This window comes from Elizabethkingia miricola (assembly GCF_001675285.1).
Classification (GTDB): Bacteria; Bacteroidota; Bacteroidia; order Flavobacteriales; family Weeksellaceae; genus Elizabethkingia; species Elizabethkingia miricola.
In genome coordinates this window covers 60,242-77,105 of sequence record NZ_LSGQ01000006.1, presented here as the reverse complement: position 1 = coordinate 77,105, position 16,864 = coordinate 60,242, and the positions used below count along the sequence as shown (strand labels likewise).

Here is a 16,864-nt window from a genome sequence, read left to right as displayed (position 1 = left end):
GATTCCGCTCCTGGGAACAAATTAAAAAAAATGATAGAGGTTTTAAAAATGTTTGCACTAGTAGTACTACAAAATGCAAGTTTTACACTGGTTTCTCGTGCGAGAAACAGTAATTCGTTATGGTTTCATGCAATTGCAAGTGTGTTGTCAAATGGTATTTGGTTACTTGTGATCAGGCATGTAGTACAAAATTTTGATAATCTGAATATGATGTTCGTGTATCTGGTTGGTTCTGTATGTGGCAGCCTGCTGATGCATCATATTTCGATGAAATATTTTGAAAAAAAATGAACGATATCCAGTTTTTAGAGCTGCTAAAAATAGCGTTTAAAGACCATTTAAATGCCTCGGAAGGTTTAAAGCCTTCCCTCCAGCAGCTTTTAGAACTGGTAGAAATGTTCAGAGAACAAGTAATAAAAGAATACGAAAAAACACTTACAGAATATGAAAACGAATGTACAACAGATGAAAGACGACATGATCCAGAAGTTCGGCAAATTTGCCATCGGCCAGTCAGTATGGTTGCATACTCGCAGAACTTCAGATCTGGAGGAATTGACTCCGAATGAGCTTGAAAGCTTGTATAATCAATTCTTTCCTCAGCCAGTTCATGCTGATCCTGTAGTGGAAATGTACCAGGAGCAGCATCTAAAGTCATTACGATCTATAATTTTGAAGGATGCACAGTATATTGGATTGTATGATGTACAGAACTGGGATCCATTTAACGCTTTTATGCGTGAAAAATCACCTTTTAAGAAAGCTTTGAATAAATATACTGCAGATGAATTTGAACGGCTAATTAAGCAGTTTAAAAGCCTTAGGTCAAAATATGACAAAGCCGCAAAAATACCAGGCACTAAAGAGTGGTATCATAAGAACCGGTTACCGTTACCGTCAAAAAATTAAAACGCCCATAGCCATACAGACCACGGGCGCTTTGTTCTCGCACAACAAAGATAATCAATTTTCTGTATGGCTTACAATAAAACTAATTACTACAAGAGAATCGTGAAGGTTCAGGAGATTGTTAAGCGGGAAAAGTTTTGCAATGGCCTAACCTACAAAGAAATTTACTACAAGTTCATTGAAAAAGACTTTAATATTTGTTACAGAACCTTTAGTACCTGGTTAGGTATTCCTGCAGAACGTGAGCTGAAGAAGTTACAGAAAATTGATGAAAAGAACGGGGAACAATTAACCTTAAATTTTTAAATATGGACAATGTAACGCAGCAAAGAATTGCATTACTGCACCCAAAAGTGCGAGCTGAAGTAACTAAAATTATTAACGAGTGTAATACCAGATTAACCGGCAGAGCTCAGGTAAGAATTGCACAGGGATTAAGAACTAACCAGGAGCAGACAGCTCTTTATGCTCAGGGCAGAACAACCAAAGGTCCTAATGTTTCAGCTTCAAAACCTTTAGGAGGTACAGTCACCAATGCCAAAGCCGGACAAAGCATTCATAACTATGGTTTAGCGGTGGATATCGTGCTGATTATCGATGGAAAAGAGGCTTCCTGGGATACAAAAAAAGACTGGGACGGAGACGGAATTGCAGACTGGTACGAATGTGTAGAAGTGTTTAAGGCCAACGGCTGGGACTGGGGTGGAAACTGGAGAACCTTTAAAGATTTACCACACTTTGAAAAACGAGGTTTTTCCTGGAGGGATCTGATCGTAAAAAAAAGAGATAAAGAAAATTATGTTATTCTATGAAAATAACCATTAATATTGACAATAACCAACTAATAGCCATCAATAATATGATGGCTATTATTGATCAAATGCAGTTTATTAATACTGGCAGATCTCGGAAAAGTTCTTTTGTGATCTGTTGGGAGCTTCGGGAGATGCTTATGAAAAAAGCTATAGATAAGCGATTGACAAATAAACCTTTTAAGCTTAAAATGCCTTACTATAAGGCTGATGCACTCTGGTGGTTTTTAACAGAGTTTTACATTCTGTTTGAGTTCGAATCAGGAAGTTATGAGGAGAATGTACACAGGATGATCACTAGCGAATTACACCAGAAATTACAATAAATTACATAGCATTACGGATATCCGTAAGGAAGTAAATTTTTATAAAAATATATTTGTGATGTTTTAAAATTATATAGTATGACAGAATTTAAAATTAATCAATCAGCGTCAATTATTGACGAGTTTGTTACCCACTTAGAGAGTGGCCACATGGGTGCTGCTATTCTTCGGAACTGGAACTACAAAAGAGAGGGTGATACTCTTTATTTTACCCTTAAAAATGGTGGTATTGTAAATTTATCAGATCTTATCTGGTTTGGATATCTAACTAATAACTAAATTTGAGCTATGATAGTTTACATTGATTTAAAAGATCAGATTATAGAAGGTGAAGATCGTTTTGCCTTCTATGACACTATTACGGATTCATTTTGCAGCTTCTCCGGATGTCAGTCCTGGAGTAGTATGGATGAGTTCAAAATGGACTATGACGGTGATGAAATTGAACGGTTTACAAGTAAGATTCCTCCTGGATATAGTGGTACTTTTGAGATTTCCAGCAAAGATGTTGACATATGGAGAGAAGCTATTGTAAGATGTATGGGAGAACCAATTAATTTTAGAGAGCCTCCAGTACATCCAATGGATGGAGATCCCAAAAGGGCTCCACTGGTTGAAATCTGGAAGAAACAACTGGAAGCAGCTATCAGAGCTGAAGATTATATTCTAGCTGATAATCTGAAGAATAAAATTGATAAGTATTTAAACAAATGAACATAGCAGAACAAATACTGGAAAGATTAACACCTGAGACAACTTCTCAGGTGTTTAATACTGTTTCAATGGATATACAAATAGAAGTTTTAGGGCATGATATTACATTTTGCAGTAATGTAGTTACACCAAGTATGTACAATCTTGCTCTTGAACTTTCCGGACATTCACCTGAAAAAGAATATAGATTTGATCCTATTAAGTTTGAAGATTGGTGTAGGGATCATCATTTGATTTGTTTGGAATCCCCTTTCTTTAAAGGGTATGTTATATCCACGCAAAATGATGTATACTGGTGGGCAAAATATACCCAATCTGACAAGAAAAGATGCGCTGATGCTCTTCAAGAGAAATTATGGATCTATGACATGAAAAATGGTGCAATGTTTCCGACTCTTGTTGAAAGTGTAAGGAAGTGTAATGATCCATACAAGCCAGAGATTGAAAGATTTTATCTCGGTGATGAGCTCATTTTAGAATGGGATCATGATAGCAGTAAAAGCCTGGAAGAACCTTTAATAAAATAGTATATTATGAAAAAGATGTTGTTTTTTTTACTTGTCTCAAATTTTTTCTTTGCTCAGCAATTTAAAAAGCTTGATTCATTGCAGTTTAAACAGGCTATCGAAACTTTGGTATCTGATACCGGGAAGAAATATGAACCGATACCGGAAAGCGAGAATGAAGACAAAGATGTTTTTAAGTTTGTAAATGCAGATGATAAGTCTGATGTTTTATATATCCAGTATTATACAGTAATGGAAGGTGAAAACAAAGATTTAGAAATCAAAGGAGTAAAAACCTGGAATATTCGTACCCTTTATGGTAAGTACTTAAGCTTGTTTCCACTGTGGAAAAAGTATATAGATCCAAATGCGGATGCTGAAAAAATTAGCAATAAAGAATATGCTATTATACGCACTAAGTATTCAATTTCAAAAATTAAAGATGGATTCTGGAGGCTTCTTTTATAAGATTGGAACCACACTTTTAATAGTGTGTTGTTTCCATACTTCTTTTGGTCAGATTTCGCCATCAAGAAGCAAAGGAGAGGTTTTTAAAAACCGCCCGGACTCACCTTCAGAAAACTTAAATTATTCCGGATTGGTTGTTGTTAAAAAGACTATGTACGGTCTGGTGTATGAAGACAAAAAGCTTCCGCAGTCTGTAAAAGATAGAATTGAAAAATTCTTTAAACGCCGTTTAAATGGCTATACAGACCTTGGAAGCTATGGATTAAGGATTTGGCAGCGCTCCGGAAAATGGTATATAGACAATACCGAAATCTAATCCAGAAGAGCTTTAAATAGTCCTCCTTTAATTTCGATATCATTAAAATTGCCCGTAGGATTCTCACGGGCTTTTTCTTTTCCTGTGTAGCTGCACTGGTATACCAAAATATATTCGTCCGTGATCACCGGTTCTATCTGCAGGTCTTCTGAAGCTCTCTCCAGTTTTCCGGTATGTGTACTCTCCAGACTGTGTAAAATACCATCTGTAATTTCTATAAAATCTAAGAATTTAAGAGCCTCTAAAGTGTTAGCACCGTGATTACTGGTATCTCTAAGCTGCTCATATAAGAGTCTGAATGTTACTGTTGCAATAGCCGGATTCTGTTTATAGTCAATACTCCAGCTGACAAGTAAAGCCGGAAAAGGTAATAATTCAAAAAACTCCGGATCCTGATCTTGACCGGCGTATAAATCAATATGCTGTACAGGAACAATTCCCTTGGATCTATACAGATCCTTTGTTTCTTCACTTGTTGTTTCTCCCGTAAATTTCTCCAGGAGTTTTAAATAAAATGCTTTCATTATAGATTAGAAATTTCATTGTCTAACATTCTACTGAGATGATCACCTATGTTTTTTGCTAATACCTTGGAATCACCTAAAAACCGGCGCTCCGGCATTGTTAGTTTCATCTTCCGGGTGTGAGCTTTAACTATTGATGTTTCACCAGAATTCACTCTTTTTTTAAGTTTTTTTCCAGTCTTCTCACTTACAGCTCTCTGGGTTCTTTTCCTTGAGAATGATTTTACTGTTACTGTTTTATTGATACTTCCGCCCTCATTGTGTATTTGCGCATAAGGAACATCAGTTCCTATGTAAACATAATAGCTACCCTGTTTAACTTTCCGTATTGATCGTTTTAATCTTCCGGATACGGTCATTAAGGACCCTCTCCCTGGTCTTTTTCTTTCTTTCCAGCCTACAGCACTTTCATTTAACCAGTTTTTCTTTACAAATCGCTCTTTTGAGAAGTTTACAGCCATAATTCCAGCCTGACCTACCATTCTGTTGAGAAAGGCCGGATTTTGCACCTTAGAGAGCTTTTTAAAGAAATCTGTTTTTAATTGTAAACTCATGATGTTTCAATATTTCGCATGACTCTCATCATAGCTTCATTAAACCAGTTTTCTACATCCTGTAAACTCATACCTGCAGCAGAATTTCCGTTCATATTGATTCCGCCCTTATTTAAGCTGTCAATATTAACTGTGATGTTTTTCACCTGTTTGGCATCGCCGGTAACCTTATTTACATCATCCTTCAGTTTGTTCTTTTTGCCTTTTGGGGTTCCTGGAGTATCGGAAAACATTCCTCCGGTTGTTCCATAAAGAGAGGTTAAATCTTTAGGTGCTTTAGGAGCTCCGGCCTTTTTCTTTGCGTCTTCCTGTTTCTGTAAATAAGCATAGATATCGCCCTCACTCTTAAGTCCCATCTTTGCATATTTATCCCATTCTGCTTTTTTAATAAGCTTATCAGAGGGAGCCATTCCTGTATTCTGTCGAAATTCATTTAAACCCCTTTGCATATTGGTGAAGGCAGCACCCATTTTTCCCGGAAGTTTTGACATCATTCCAAAGATCTGCTCAATAGGATGCAATATTGAGTCTGCGAGCGCTAGTCCAATACGATTTAATGCGCCCACAATTCCATCAGTTGCAAATGCCTGCTTAATCAGTCCCCAGGAATCATATATTTTTTTTATTCCGGAGATCAGTATCCCAATAGGTCCTAATAGCATAAGTAAAGCAGCACCCCATTCATTATATTTTACAATAGCAACTGTAACAATAGCAATAGCTGCTGCAACAGCTGCGATAATAAGCGTAACAGGATTTGCATACATAGCAATATTAACAGCCCATACAGCAGCTGAAAGTACTCCTAAAACGCCAACAAATGTGCCTATGAGAGGAATAAGAGTATCTATATTCTGATAGATCCACTGAAACACTGGAGTTAGTTTCTCCAGTGCAGATGTTACATAAGGAAGAACCTTTTCCCCAAGCTTAATCATAGAGGCTTTCATGTTATTTTGGATAACAGCATACTGCTCCATTGGTGTTAAGGAATCCATGTAAGCTTGATTAAGAGATCCCTGTGCGCCGGTTGTTGCTTTAGTGGCCTTTTTAAGTCCTTCTATATCCTGCATTAAGGTTCCGAATCCCAGAGCTGTAGACTGGTCAAATCCAAGTTTACTTAACTTCTGTACTTTTTGTTCATCGGTTAATCCATTCATCGCTTTATTGAGCTCCTGAACGATATCTATTAACGGACGAATCTTTCCTGCAGAATCAAATATATTAATTCCAATTGCCCGGAAACCACTTGCATACTTACCTGTTTTATTGTCGATTTTACCCATTGCTACATCAGCGTTGGAAAGTGTACGCATTATACCTTCTAAAGCTGTTGTGGACTGTTCAGCACTCAGCTTCGTACTTAGTGAGGCCCAGGCTCCTGCAGCCCCTTCCAGTTCGTAACCGATAGCTCTGGCCAATGGAACAATTTTAGGCATATACCTGGCGATATCCTTAAATTCTGCATTACCTTCCTTCACCGTCTCAAAGAGTACATCGTACACCCGGTTAATGTCTTTTCCTGAAGACATCATGGTGGCAATACCGGCGGAAGCTACAGTTTCAATGTCTGTAAATCCTGCTTTTGCAGCTCTTAGCGTTGGTTCCAGTGCCTGCATGGATTGATTAACATCAAGCCCTGCAGATATGATTCGTCCAAATGCTTTGGGAATTTCTTCCAAAGGAGCTACGTTCCTGGCTCCAACATCGAGGAGCTCATCAGATAGTCCCCGGAGCTCTTTTTGGGATAGTCCGGCGGTAACATTGATCTCGGCCATCTTGACGTGCCAGTCGTTGGCCATCATGGTAGCTTTTGCTGTAACTCCCCATAGTGCCATAATAGCAGCTCCGGCAATTGCAGCAGGTGTTTTAAGGTTTTCAATAAGCTTTCCTAAGCCCGGGATTTTATCCTCAAGACCTTTTAGCTTACCTTTCATTTTGTCAACACCATCCGACCATCTTTTCTGAACCTTATCCCACTTGTCGTTGAATAGTTTGGAACTCAGATCGATTAGCATTTGTAATTTCGAAGTTGCCATATTTAAAAATTTTGTATATTTGTAATAGATAATGACATGGTGGTCATGAATAAGTGCTTACATGATAAGATCTCACAGCACTGAATACCGGGACGCACCGCACCATCATTATCCGGATCTTAAAAAGGTTTGCTGCTATGCAGTAGACCTTTTTTATTTTATTTTGAGCCCCAGTCTTTCTTTGGCTTCATCTCTTTTCAGATTGTACCAGGTTTGGATCTCCAGACCTTCCATTTTATTATTCAGGTTAACATTCACAATCACCGCCCTATCTTTATAGAACTTCACATAATGAGAATTGTACTTTCCTTTATTGCGCTCATTAAGCCATACTTCATCCGGGTTCTTCAGGATATCTTTCACATGCGGGAAGATCTGGTGACGTTTTTCAGCATCTGAAGTATAATGTCCGGACGTGTGGGTTTTAAATGTTTTTTCAGGGAGTACCATCTTTCTACCCATATAATCTGTAAAGCCCATATAGTCCTCGTTTTTCTCCTTTTTAAAGAGGTCTTTAACATTCTCCGGAGTAATAGTTTTGTCCAGCTTCATAGGCTTTAAAGTATCTTTAAAGTCCTCCCATTTTTCAAGACCGTATTTGTCGTACGTCATGGAACCTATTTTTTTGTCAAGTCCTTTATTGTCTGTGTAGAATTGTTTACTTGTGAATACTTCCTTCAGATCACCCCGGTTTATTTCAAAATCTGAATTTTTGAACTTCGGATCCCGTTCATACATAAGCTCAGTGCCACGCCTTCCGGTGGTTACCTTTCCTTTTGTTTCTCCAACATACTGAAGCATTTCACAACGACATCCATAGCCATTCGGTGGCCAGAGCTTCATAGCTTCTTTATCATCCAGGCTAAAGATTTTTCCCTCCAGGATCTGGTGTGCTTCTCTTACTCTTTCATCACCAACAGTTTGGTATTGTACAAAAGAAGTTACCGTGTCTTTTTCAGCCATAAACCGGACATATGATGCTGAGTTTTGTCCTACAGCAATAGAGAGGTTGTATTCAGTTTGCAGGTATTTTGTATTCAGATCTGCTGTTTTCTCCAGACACAACCTTTTAAAGTCATTAAAAGGCCTGATTCCTTTGTCTCCGTCTGTTAACAGATCCATCATTGTGGCATACCTGGCCTCTGTTTTACTTGCTGAAAAATCAAAAAGATTATATTCCATCATCTGGAGCATAAGCTGATCTGGACCGGTATAAGGATTAAATGTTTCAAATCCGTCACGGAGCCCTTTTATTAGTTCTATGGCTTCATTTGTGATGAGCTCACCCATAGCGCCCAGGATATCATCCTTATTCCATATTGCCTGAATGAGCTGCTCAACATATTTTAAAATATTGCTTTGAGAAGCTTCACTTATTGGCATTGTATGGTTTCCGCATGTACAGTCAAATCCGTAGCGCTCTGGTTTCTTTATGTTCTGGGGCAGATAAGCTGCAGCAACATTAGGTTTCGTCAGATTTTTTTTTTTGCCTTCAAACGGTATATTGAAAGTTTTAGATATCCAGTCTTGTTCTACAGGAAAACCTTGAGTTAATAAACCACTTGTAATTGTCCAGAGCTCTGTTAATTTAGTTTCCTGTTCAGCGGTTTTAAATTCAAAAACATCATCTTCACTTATTGGATATCCCTGCATTCGGAGAAGTGGAAAAAGCTGATCATTGACAATAAACTGCAGTACACGTTTATCAGCCTGGGCAATTCTATTGTCCAGGTTCCGCTCATGTACTTCTGTCTGGCTTCTGTTGGTTCCCTGATCTGACAGCATTGTGGATCCTATGATCTGTTTGCTTATCTCATCATCGTTCGACTTTCTAAATTGCATATACACCTGATAGGCATCAGTTCTATTAGCTTCCTGGAACTTGATATCTGTTCCCGGAGGGAATGTTCCGACAGACGCTTCACCTAAGCTTAAAAGCATTTCGTGTACATCATCCAGAACCTTTGGATCTGTGGTGTTGGTTGTAGCTGTAATCAAAGGAAGCCCGAATTTTTCGCAGAACTCTGCCCAGGCCTGCATAACATTTCGCTTCCAGATAAGGTTTGGAATAATGTTGTTAATAATCCCCAGATCGTAATTTTTACCAATCTGAATTAACCAAGGTTTGAAAGTATCATCCTGGTAATTGATAAATTCAGGTTTCAGTACATCCGGATATATGCGCCCACGGGTTGGGACTACGTTTCTACGGGGAATCATGGAGATTTCAATTTTTTCACCCATAAAGCTTTGAAACTCTACGAGTGTTGTTCCCTTTAATAGATAGTCCAGAGCATAACCCAAAAGCTCATAAAACCATTGCTGCTGAAGTGTAAAAGTTAATACCTCATTTTCTTCTCCTGTTTTCCGGTTTAATGCACGGTAGTCTGTATTGAGTGTGGAAAGCTTTCGCATCTGTATTTGTGACTGAAGGTGTCCGTCAGTCATCAGGTCATCAACCAGATCATGGAACTGATTAAATTTAGGATCCTCTAAGCTTAGCGTGGCAGTGAGTGATTTTCTCCATTTATCAATGTCTTTTCTGGAGCTGTCTTTAAAAGCCTCTACAATCTTAACAATAGCCGGGTTTTTCTTACCCTGAGACTTTGGTGTTTCGGATTTTGCAGAAACGCTGTTTTTTTTAACTGAAAAATTAAATCCGAGTATATTCATGAGAATTTATTTATAATGTCTTAAAATTGAATTTAAACGCCGTTTAAACGAAAGATTACCACCTGTGGTTACTTGGTGGATACTTAGAAGTAAACTTTATACTCTTAAGATCTGCTCCGGTATCGTCCTTTTTTACAGGGAGGTCAGCAGTAGCTTCACCAGTGGCTGCCAATTTTAGCCAGTCAAGAGCATCCTGATATCTTTGAGATCTGATATCCGGCATTTTCCTTGGAACTGTAGCCGTGTATAAATGATAAAGCGTACAGTCTAAAGCGATCATTACAATATGGCTGTTTCTATCCTCTCCGGATTTTGAAAAGATAGCTGCGATATCATATCTCCCAGAGAGGTAGTTTTTCACCTGAGAAATGCCCATTTGCTCAGCAGCTCTTAATCTGGTTTCCGTATAGTTCTCCAGAAGAATGTCTTTTATTTCATTACGCACCAGTACGGTGTAATCGTCATCGGTTATAAATGCCATTAGAATCGGTTTTTTTGTCGGTTAATAATATCCTTCCGGGAAGTAGTCTTCATCGGTGTTTTGTTGGTGAGTGCTGCTACATTGAGTTTACTTATTGCACTTTGCAGTGCATCCGGAGCATCGTCATGTGCTCCGGATCCTTTGGAAAATGCCAGGAGCTGGTTCGTGAGTTCCTTATTGTCTGTAGATTCTTTGTCTTGCTCATTAAACCAGATATTCCCTCTTTGGAAATACCCCTGCATGCTTTCGATACGGTCGAACTTTCCGGACTTTGATTTTTCGTCGGCCACAACCGGCACATACCAGCCCAGTTCATCACCAACAGTATCGAAATCATTTACAAATTCATCCTGAGCAAAAAGCCCTTCAATGAAGTATTGAATGTTGTGTTGTAAAAGATTATTGTCCTGTACATACTCGTATAGCCACTTTGCAACATTGTATCGTGAAGTTTGGCGTACAAAAGAGTTGAGTACATGAAATTCTCTTCCTGTTTTTCCTGCAAAAACCATTGCTTTAAAGTCACCGGCATCTTTGTACGACAAGTCACCATAAAACACTAAAGCGTCGTATGATCTGAACTGAAGCCTTGGTTTATACTGGATCCACTCGTTTTTAAATATTGTACCCTCTACAATATGTATGTGCATATATTCCCGCATAAAGGAGCGGTACGGTGTAGAAAGGTATTTTTGCTTCCAATAAGCTGCAGTGGTTTTTTCCGGCCAGTTCGGTTCAAAGGTGGTAAGGTTTTTAACTGCAGGAACTGAGAGCGTAAAAAAAGTAGACTTTATTCCGGCTTCTTTTAATCGCTTAGTAATAAGTTTAAATTCTTCCTTCAGCTGATTGATCAGTGTATTTTTATGGAAGTTATTGTTTGCTACTATGAATCGGCGATATTTCCCCCCTTCATCAAATGTTCCCTTTGCATCTTCCCAGGCAAAATCAAATAATTTTTTTGAAAGATCATCATTATTAACTCTTTGTCTGGTGTCGACATCATCAAAAACAATATAGTTTGGACGTGATGTTCCTTCCCTGAGTCCTCTGGGTGACTGTCCAGGAGTTGAAGTCATAAATTTAACTCCGTCCGTAGTGGTAAAATCCCCGTCAGCCCAATCTCCAAACTTAAATTTTTTACCGTAGTAATGAATGAATGTCTGATTGTACATCAGTTCACTCTGGATATCTGATATCAGTTTTTTAGCCTTCAGGTCTGTCTGACCAAACAGCAGCATAAAATGAAGCTGATCCGTAACATATAAGTACATAGGAATACCAAGGCATATATGTACAGACTTTGCTCCGGATCTGTAGATTTCTGCAAGAACATCGCATACCGGATTATCAATAATAAGTTTGGCTAATTTTTTATGAAACCATGCACAGGGTACTTTTGCATAATGTGGAAACATTTTTTCGAACCAGGTGATGTAATCTTTTTCCCACTCTTCACGCTGTTTTTTTCTCTGTGTTGGGGTTTCATTCGGGTTTAATCCTACTCCGGTTACTTGATGTATAGACTTACAATGCTCATCGTAATCACGGAGCATTTTTTCTAATAGTCTATTTAATTTTACATCACTCATTACCCTTCCTGTTGTGCTTTATATAGAAGAAACATTTTGTGCCATTCCAGAAATGAAACAGCTATCTCCGGATCCTGAACCGCCATCCAGGAATCAAATTCTTTGAATACGGCCATAACGATCTGAGCGGAAACTTTATCCGATAATAATTCAATGGCCTTTGTTACTGCTGAAATAGCTTTTACATCAATGGTGGCATCTTTTCCCTCGGAAAGATCTCCGAGTTCTTTCATGAGCACCTTTTTAATGTTATTAGGTGCTGATAAATACTGTTGTCTTTTATCGTCCCAGGAGATATCTCCCTGAACACCTTTTCTCCATCGGCCAACAGTCTGCTCTGTAACTCCGATATTTTCAGCAATAGCCTTTGCGGTCATACCTTCTTCCACAAACATTTTTTCGGCCAATGCCCTGAGTGGTTCATTATTGACCCTTTGTCCTTTTGCCATAATTACAATACACTTTTAGGCAAACTTCCAAACGTTTCAGTGTTTTTTCTAATAAAGTGGCAAGGCTTTCTGAAAGATTATTTATCGCAAAATCAGTGCTTTATGTTTGTGCTTTAAATATTAATCAAAAGCATTCAGGCACATGATATTTGGAATAAAAGACAACGTTTTAACAGCATACGGAACAATCTGGGGCGGTGATGGCACTGAGTTTATTTACTGGCTTTCCAGACTTGAAAGTTCTTATTCTGATATCACTATTAGGTTGCACACCTATGGTGGTAGTGTATTTGACGGAAACCTTATGTGTAATGCTGTCGAAAGATCCCCTGCAAACATTACTATTATTATAGACGGACTCGCTGCAAGTATGGGTGCGATTTTCATTCTATCCTCTAAGGTCGTGAAAATTGTAAATAACGGATACGTGATGATTCACGCACCCTCCAGCGGTTCCTATGGCAATGCAAAAGACCACGAATCAAGTGCTAAGCTCCTTCGTATGATGGAGCAGAACTTTATTGACAAACTGGTACTGAGAACCGGGAAAACAAAAGCTGAAGTTACTACGTGGCTCCAATCTGATACCTGGTTAGATGCTCAAGAAGCAAAAGATCTGGGAATCGTTTCCGAAATCATTCCGGCAGCAGTAGAAACTGTATATCCTGCCTTTGTCCCAGAAGAAATGGGAGAAACAGAAGTATATAACATGTATGCTTGTGCTCTTCTTACCAATATATCAAAACCTGCTGTAAAGGCTTTTCTAGCTTCTTATGATCAGCAGCCTCCTGAAAATAATTCAAATTTTAATATCGACAATATGAAACAAGTGCTTATCACAGCATTGGGCTTAAGTGCGGTAGTTAACGCACAAAGTTCAGATACCGCCGTATTAGATGCGGTGCAAGGAAAAATGAACGATCTGCAGGCTTCTCTTGACAGGGAGAAAACAGCCAGAACCAAAGCAGAGAATGACCTGAAAGCCTATAAGGATGGTCAGATCAAAGCAATGATTGACACGGCTTCAGCTGGTGCCAGTAAAGCATTCACTGAGGACGAAAGAAAGGTGTATGAGAATATCGGAGAAAATTCCGGAATTGAAGCTTTAGCACACGTGTTGAAATCTTCAAACAAACCGGCAGCCCCGAATATTTCCGCACATATTCAAACCGGAACACCTGGTGCTGGTGTAGCAGGTCGTGAGTCATGGGACTTAGATAAGTGGCAGACAGAAGATCCAAAAGGTCTGGAAAAGTTGGCTACTGATGACAAAGAGGCCTTCGATAAATTGTTTAACGCTAAATACAGTAAATAATGGAATTAGTAGATGGAAACTGGACCAAAACCTATGTGGATCCCCAACTTTTAGAAGACTTCAGAAACTATAATGATGCCTTTATCGGTGTTTTAAAACGTCCAAATCCCGCAGCTATTGATACTGATGGTATCAAATTTAACAAGCTGATCAACAATGTTGATTTTGTTGTGAATGCCGATGTGGATTTTACACCAAAGCAAATGACTGGGCAAAAAGGTCTTGTTGAGTGGGATAAACTGGATACGACTCCAACAGCTTACACCGATGCGGAGTTAAGAGCTATGGCTTATGACAAAGAAGCTGCTATCCGTGTAGAGCATACCAACTCCTTTAAAATTGGGGTTCGTAGATATGCATTAAATAAGCTTGCTCCAAAACAGCATAAAGCTAATGCTATGCCGGTTATTAGAACTACTGGTTCTGAGCATAATGGTCGTTTAAGAATGACTTATGCCGATTTGAATTCGTTCCTTTTCGAAGACTTGGTAAAGCTAAACCTAAAGGATAAAGCAAGCTTTTATTTCATTTTAAGTGATGAGCACAAAGCAGATCTTGTCATTGACAGAGCCAGCACAAACAATTATCGTGATCTGGAGCTTGATAAAAATACCGGAGAGCTGAAAAGATTCTTTAATCTTCAGATTTTTGAAAATACCGAAACTCCATTGTATAATCCGGCAGGTGTAATTAAACCACTAGGATCTTTACCGACTGCTGGTGATCAAGGATCTTCTATTTTCTTTTATGCACCCAATACGGTACATCACATTGAAAGTGTTACTACACTGTTAAAGCCAATGATTACAGATACCAGAAGCAAAAACCCAACAGCGGAATGCAGGCTTCACTGTTATGGTCTTACCGATAAAAAGCAAGATCATGGTTTCGGTGCTGTTGTTTCCGGTATTCCAACCCCTTAATAACCTTTTATTATGGCAAATAAAGCGCAAAAACAGTATGCAGCGAGTTATCTAAAAGATAATCCTGCTACACCCGCTCTTTACCTTAATCCAAAAGGCGACTGGTTCACCGATATCAATTGGGCAAACTATAGTCTGGAGAAGGATAAAGAAGGGAAAACAATCGGCAAAATCGAAACCTTTAAACAAGGTCAAAAGATCGATGCTGGGAACGATGATCCAACAACCTAAAATTTTAACCAATGTCAAATATTAAAGGAGTTAATATCGTCAAGGGAAAGGTTGGAGCTAACAGGCTGGGAAGTGATGATTCCATTAGTGGAATCGTCCTTACCGGACCTAAGCCTTCAAACCTTGAATTTGGAGTTCCTGTAGTGGTCTATAATCTTTCAGATGTAGAAAGCTTAGGAATTACAAAAGAGTATGATCAGACAGGTAACGTTCATGTCTATGAACATTTGTCTGAATTTTTCCGCCTGGCAGGATCAGGCACTGAGCTTCATTTGCTTTTAGCCGAGCAAAATAAAAAGCTTACAGAGCTTTGTGAAGGTCCGGCTGAGGCTTTACTTATTTCTGCTGAAGGGAAAATAAAGCAAATTGCTATCGGGGTTAACCTGGCAGCGGATGCAACAATAACCATGTTAAATGGTCTTCCGGATGAAGTCTATAATTCTATTGCTAAGGCAAAATTATTGGAAGAATGGTCTGAAGAAAATTTAATGCCGGTTTCAGTCTTTTTGGAAGGATACAGCTATGGTGGTTCTGCTGCAACTGCTGCAGACCTTAGAGATATCCCAAACTTATCAGCTGAAGGCGTTACCCTGGTGATCGGTCAGGATTATGATATCGCAGCAAAGAGAACCGGAAGTGCTCAAAAATATGCCTTTATCGGTACGGCCTTGGGTGTTTGTGCCTCCTGTACTGTTAACCAGAATATTGGAGAAAACGAGACCAAAAATCTGACTCATGAAGCCAGAAAACTTTTGGTTAATCCTGGACTATCAAACCACAAAAAGAATACTGAGCAGTATGCGGATCTGCAGACGCTGGAAAACAAAGGTTATGTCTTTGGGCTTACTTATACAGGTATGGCCGGAGTAAGGCTTAATAATGATCATGTGTGTTCTCCGGTTGTTCTGGATGATGACAACAATATCAATGAGCATTCGGTAGCCTATGGGCGTACTGGAAAGAAAGCCCGGAGAAGCTTAAGAGCTGCTTATCTGCCTAAAGTAAAGACAAATTACATGGTCGATGCAGCAACAGGAAAAATGAGCCCTGGTGTTGTCATATTTCTGGAATCGATTGGTGATGGTGTATTTGCTGACATGGTTCGGCGTGGAGAAATTACCACCGGGAAAACCTATGTGGATCCAAACAGTGATCTCCTTGTGGAAAAGGTACTGAAAGTTGGATACAAAATAGTACCGAGAGGCAGTATCGGGGAAATTAACGGAACTATTAACCTTAAAACACAGCTGTAATGAGTGATATTATCGTAAATGGAAAAGCTTATGATAGTGTTGATGTAAAGACACAAATCAACGGTGTACCGATCAATGTCAAATCTCTTACCTATGGTAATGAGCAGGAACACCAGCTCAATCATACAATGAGTGTAGATGCCACTTCCTGGTCACATGGCAAAAATACACCTAGTGCTTCAATGACAGTCATGATGGCCGATATCCTTCCTTTGGAAGTTGCTGCTGGTGGGAATATTAGGAAAATTAAACCTTTTATTATCACTACAGAGTATGTGAATGACTATAATATGATTGTTGTTGATCGTATTGTGGCAAAATTCAAAAGTGACGGTCGTGATGTTACCGGTGATATGGGGCTTGAAAAGCAGTATGAACTTTTTGCTCTTAAAGTCGATTTGAACGTAGGTGCTCAGACCGTGGCCAGAATTATTAATTAATCTATAATAAAGTATAAAATGTCAGTTAAACAAGTATCAAAAGAAGAAAAAGAAGCTCTAAAAAAAGAGCATGGAGATAAGTTAAAATCCTTAATCCTGCCATTGGACGATGATGGTAATGACGAAATCGAAGTGCTTGCGATTATCCCTACCAGATCAGTGGTAGGTCAAAGCATGAAGTTTATGAATTCGGATCCTAAAAAAGGTCAGGAGATTCTGGTAAAAAACTGCGTCTTAACTAGTAAAGAACAAGTTCTTGGTGATGATGGATTATTCTATGCAGCAGCAGGACTGTTAACGGAACTTATCCCAATTCGTACGGGAAAGTTTGGGAAAGTTTAG

At 38.9% G+C, this 16,864-nt stretch carries 23 protein-coding genes; 16 read left to right on the top strand and 7 right to left on the bottom strand.

The window, feature by feature from the left end; genetic code table 11:
* The 10 genes from ATE49_RS08230 to ATE49_RS08180 form a co-directional block, all read left to right on the top strand.
* On the top strand, positions 1–291 hold a 291-nt coding region (locus ATE49_RS08230), incomplete at its 5' end, for a hypothetical protein (RefSeq protein WP_260255995.1).
* A gap of 153 nt (positions 292–444) precedes the next feature.
* Positions 445–909 carry a hypothetical protein gene (locus ATE49_RS08220; RefSeq protein WP_143349665.1) on the top strand — a complete coding sequence of 155 codons (465 nt, stop codon included), beginning with the start codon at positions 445–447 and terminating at the stop codon, positions 907–909.
* 66 nt (positions 910–975) lie between these two features.
* Positions 976–1,215 (top strand): hypothetical protein, encoded by a 240-nt coding sequence (locus tag ATE49_RS08215; RefSeq protein ID WP_065081782.1) that lies wholly within the window; start codon positions 976–978, stop codon positions 1,213–1,215.
* A gap of 2 nt (positions 1,216–1,217) precedes the next feature.
* Complete coding sequence (locus ATE49_RS08210; protein ID WP_065081781.1) at positions 1,218–1,721, top strand: M15 family metallopeptidase; 504 nt, start codon at positions 1,218–1,220, stop codon at positions 1,719–1,721.
* On the top strand, positions 1,718–2,047 hold the full coding sequence (locus ATE49_RS08205) for a hypothetical protein (RefSeq protein WP_065081780.1): 330 nt from the start codon (positions 1,718–1,720) through the stop codon (positions 2,045–2,047). Before ATE49_RS08210 ends, ATE49_RS08205 begins: the two co-directional genes overlap by 4 nt.
* Before the next feature lie 78 nt (positions 2,048–2,125).
* Complete coding sequence (locus ATE49_RS08200) at positions 2,126–2,326, top strand: hypothetical protein (RefSeq protein ID WP_065081779.1); 201 nt, start codon at positions 2,126–2,128, stop codon at positions 2,324–2,326.
* 9 nt (positions 2,327–2,335) lie between these two features.
* On the top strand, positions 2,336–2,761 hold the full coding sequence (locus ATE49_RS08195; protein ID WP_065081778.1) for a hypothetical protein: 426 nt from the start codon (positions 2,336–2,338) through the stop codon (positions 2,759–2,761).
* On the top strand, positions 2,758–3,288 hold the full coding sequence (locus tag ATE49_RS08190) for a hypothetical protein (RefSeq protein WP_065081777.1): 531 nt from the start codon (positions 2,758–2,760) through the stop codon (positions 3,286–3,288). Before ATE49_RS08195 ends, ATE49_RS08190 begins: the two co-directional genes overlap by 4 nt.
* Positions 3,289–3,294: 6 nt before the next feature.
* Complete coding sequence (locus ATE49_RS08185) at positions 3,295–3,735, top strand: hypothetical protein (RefSeq protein ID WP_065081776.1); 441 nt, start codon at positions 3,295–3,297, stop codon at positions 3,733–3,735.
* The gene (locus ATE49_RS08180) at positions 3,710–4,051 is read left to right on the top strand and encodes a hypothetical protein (RefSeq protein WP_065081775.1); all 342 of its coding nucleotides are present in this window, start codon (positions 3,710–3,712) and stop codon (positions 4,049–4,051) included. Before ATE49_RS08185 ends, ATE49_RS08180 begins: the two co-directional genes overlap by 26 nt.
* On the opposite strand, the gene ATE49_RS08175 is transcribed toward ATE49_RS08180, so the two are convergent.
* The 7 genes from ATE49_RS08175 to ATE49_RS08145 form a co-directional block, all read right to left on the bottom strand.
* The gene (locus ATE49_RS08175; RefSeq protein ID WP_065081774.1) at positions 4,048–4,575 is read right to left on the bottom strand and encodes a hypothetical protein; all 528 of its coding nucleotides are present in this window, start codon (positions 4,573–4,575) and stop codon (positions 4,048–4,050) included. The genes ATE49_RS08180 and ATE49_RS08175 overlap by 4 nt on opposite strands.
* Positions 4,575–5,129, bottom strand: a complete 555-nt coding sequence (locus tag ATE49_RS08170; protein ID WP_065081773.1) for a phage virion morphogenesis protein — start codon at positions 5,127–5,129, stop codon at positions 4,575–4,577. The genes ATE49_RS08175 and ATE49_RS08170 overlap by 1 nt, the downstream gene beginning before the upstream one ends.
* A complete protein-coding gene (locus tag ATE49_RS08165) occupies positions 5,126–7,168 on the bottom strand; it encodes a phage tail tape measure protein (RefSeq protein ID WP_065081772.1) in 2,043 nt (680 codons plus the stop codon). Before ATE49_RS08165 ends, ATE49_RS08170 begins: the two co-directional genes overlap by 4 nt.
* Before the next feature lie 153 nt (positions 7,169–7,321).
* Positions 7,322–9,841, bottom strand: coding sequence for a phage portal protein family protein (locus tag ATE49_RS08160; protein WP_065081771.1), 2,520 nt, complete (start codon positions 9,839–9,841; stop codon positions 7,322–7,324).
* A gap of 55 nt (positions 9,842–9,896) precedes the next feature.
* The gene (locus tag ATE49_RS08155; protein WP_065081770.1) at positions 9,897–10,322 is read right to left on the bottom strand and encodes a phage protein Gp36 family protein; all 426 of its coding nucleotides are present in this window, start codon (positions 10,320–10,322) and stop codon (positions 9,897–9,899) included.
* Positions 10,322–11,911 carry a phage terminase large subunit gene (terL, locus tag ATE49_RS08150; RefSeq protein WP_065081769.1) on the bottom strand — a complete coding sequence of 530 codons (1,590 nt, stop codon included), beginning with the start codon at positions 11,909–11,911 and terminating at the stop codon, positions 10,322–10,324. The genes ATE49_RS08155 and terL overlap by 1 nt, the downstream gene beginning before the upstream one ends.
* Positions 11,911–12,360: a helix-turn-helix domain-containing protein gene (locus ATE49_RS08145; protein WP_065081768.1), complete on the bottom strand. Its 450-nt coding sequence runs from the start codon at positions 12,358–12,360 to the stop codon at positions 11,911–11,913. Before ATE49_RS08145 ends, terL begins: the two co-directional genes overlap by 1 nt.
* Positions 12,361–12,502: 142 nt before the next feature.
* On the opposite strand from ATE49_RS08145, the gene ATE49_RS08140 reads away from it, so the two are divergent.
* Genes ATE49_RS08140 through ATE49_RS08115 form a run of 6 tightly spaced genes read left to right on the top strand, consistent with a single transcriptional unit; the run spans position 12,503 to position 16,864 of the window.
* Positions 12,503–13,675 carry a Clp protease ClpP gene (locus tag ATE49_RS08140; protein ID WP_065081767.1) on the top strand — a complete coding sequence of 391 codons (1,173 nt, stop codon included), beginning with the start codon at positions 12,503–12,505 and terminating at the stop codon, positions 13,673–13,675.
* Complete coding sequence (locus tag ATE49_RS08135) at positions 13,675–14,598, top strand: hypothetical protein (protein WP_081278438.1); 924 nt, start codon at positions 13,675–13,677, stop codon at positions 14,596–14,598. Before ATE49_RS08140 ends, ATE49_RS08135 begins: the two co-directional genes overlap by 1 nt.
* A 12-nt stretch (positions 14,599–14,610) precedes the next feature.
* Positions 14,611–14,829, top strand: a complete 219-nt coding sequence (locus tag ATE49_RS08130; protein WP_065081765.1) for a hypothetical protein — start codon at positions 14,611–14,613, stop codon at positions 14,827–14,829.
* A gap of 11 nt (positions 14,830–14,840) precedes the next feature.
* Positions 14,841–16,082, top strand: coding sequence for a DUF2586 family protein (locus ATE49_RS08125; protein ID WP_065081764.1), 1,242 nt, complete (start codon positions 14,841–14,843; stop codon positions 16,080–16,082).
* Positions 16,082–16,522: a hypothetical protein gene (locus ATE49_RS08120; RefSeq protein ID WP_065081763.1), complete on the top strand. Its 441-nt coding sequence runs from the start codon at positions 16,082–16,084 to the stop codon at positions 16,520–16,522. The genes ATE49_RS08125 and ATE49_RS08120 overlap by 1 nt, the downstream gene beginning before the upstream one ends.
* Before the next feature lie 18 nt (positions 16,523–16,540).
* Positions 16,541–16,864, top strand: coding sequence for a hypothetical protein (locus ATE49_RS08115; RefSeq protein ID WP_065081762.1), 324 nt, complete (start codon positions 16,541–16,543; stop codon positions 16,862–16,864).

What these genes read in the sequence shown, in the direction of transcription:
- ATE49_RS08220 (WP_143349665.1), top strand. Translation starts at nt 445, where the DNA reads ATGAAAACGAATGTACAACAGATGAAAGACGACATGATCCAGAAGTTC.
- ATE49_RS08215 (WP_065081782.1), top strand. Translation starts at nt 976, where the DNA reads ATGGCTTACAATAAAACTAATTACTACAAGAGAATCGTGAAGGTTCAG.
- ATE49_RS08210 (WP_065081781.1), top strand. Translation starts at nt 1,218, where the DNA reads ATGGACAATGTAACGCAGCAAAGAATTGCATTACTGCACCCAAAAGTG.
- ATE49_RS08205 (WP_065081780.1), top strand. Translation starts at nt 1,718, where the DNA reads ATGAAAATAACCATTAATATTGACAATAACCAACTAATAGCCATCAAT.
- ATE49_RS08200 (WP_065081779.1), top strand. Translation starts at nt 2,126, where the DNA reads ATGACAGAATTTAAAATTAATCAATCAGCGTCAATTATTGACGAGTTT.
- ATE49_RS08195 (WP_065081778.1), top strand. Translation starts at nt 2,336, where the DNA reads ATGATAGTTTACATTGATTTAAAAGATCAGATTATAGAAGGTGAAGAT.
- ATE49_RS08190 (WP_065081777.1), top strand. Translation starts at nt 2,758, where the DNA reads ATGAACATAGCAGAACAAATACTGGAAAGATTAACACCTGAGACAACT.
- ATE49_RS08185 (WP_065081776.1), top strand. Translation starts at nt 3,295, where the DNA reads ATGAAAAAGATGTTGTTTTTTTTACTTGTCTCAAATTTTTTCTTTGCT.
- ATE49_RS08180 (WP_065081775.1), top strand. Translation starts at nt 3,710, where the DNA reads ATGGATTCTGGAGGCTTCTTTTATAAGATTGGAACCACACTTTTAATA.
- ATE49_RS08175 (WP_065081774.1), bottom strand. Translation starts at nt 4,575, where the DNA reads ATGAAAGCATTTTATTTAAAACTCCTGGAGAAATTTACGGGAGAAACA.
- ATE49_RS08170 (WP_065081773.1), bottom strand. Translation starts at nt 5,129, where the DNA reads ATGAGTTTACAATTAAAAACAGATTTCTTTAAAAAGCTCTCTAAGGTG.
- ATE49_RS08165 (WP_065081772.1), bottom strand. Translation starts at nt 7,168, where the DNA reads ATGGCAACTTCGAAATTACAAATGCTAATCGATCTGAGTTCCAAACTA.
- ATE49_RS08160 (WP_065081771.1), bottom strand. Translation starts at nt 9,841, where the DNA reads ATGAATATACTCGGATTTAATTTTTCAGTTAAAAAAAACAGCGTTTCT.
- ATE49_RS08155 (WP_065081770.1), bottom strand. Translation starts at nt 10,322, where the DNA reads ATGGCATTTATAACCGATGACGATTACACCGTACTGGTGCGTAATGAA.
- terL (WP_065081769.1), bottom strand. Translation starts at nt 11,911, where the DNA reads ATGAGTGATGTAAAATTAAATAGACTATTAGAAAAAATGCTCCGTGAT.
- ATE49_RS08145 (WP_065081768.1), bottom strand. Translation starts at nt 12,360, where the DNA reads ATGGCAAAAGGACAAAGGGTCAATAATGAACCACTCAGGGCATTGGCC.
- ATE49_RS08140 (WP_065081767.1), top strand. Translation starts at nt 12,503, where the DNA reads ATGATATTTGGAATAAAAGACAACGTTTTAACAGCATACGGAACAATC.
- ATE49_RS08135 (WP_081278438.1), top strand. Translation starts at nt 13,675, where the DNA reads ATGGAATTAGTAGATGGAAACTGGACCAAAACCTATGTGGATCCCCAA.
- ATE49_RS08130 (WP_065081765.1), top strand. Translation starts at nt 14,611, where the DNA reads ATGGCAAATAAAGCGCAAAAACAGTATGCAGCGAGTTATCTAAAAGAT.
- ATE49_RS08125 (WP_065081764.1), top strand. Translation starts at nt 14,841, where the DNA reads ATGTCAAATATTAAAGGAGTTAATATCGTCAAGGGAAAGGTTGGAGCT.
- ATE49_RS08120 (WP_065081763.1), top strand. Translation starts at nt 16,082, where the DNA reads ATGAGTGATATTATCGTAAATGGAAAAGCTTATGATAGTGTTGATGTA.
- ATE49_RS08115 (WP_065081762.1), top strand. Translation starts at nt 16,541, where the DNA reads ATGTCAGTTAAACAAGTATCAAAAGAAGAAAAAGAAGCTCTAAAAAAA.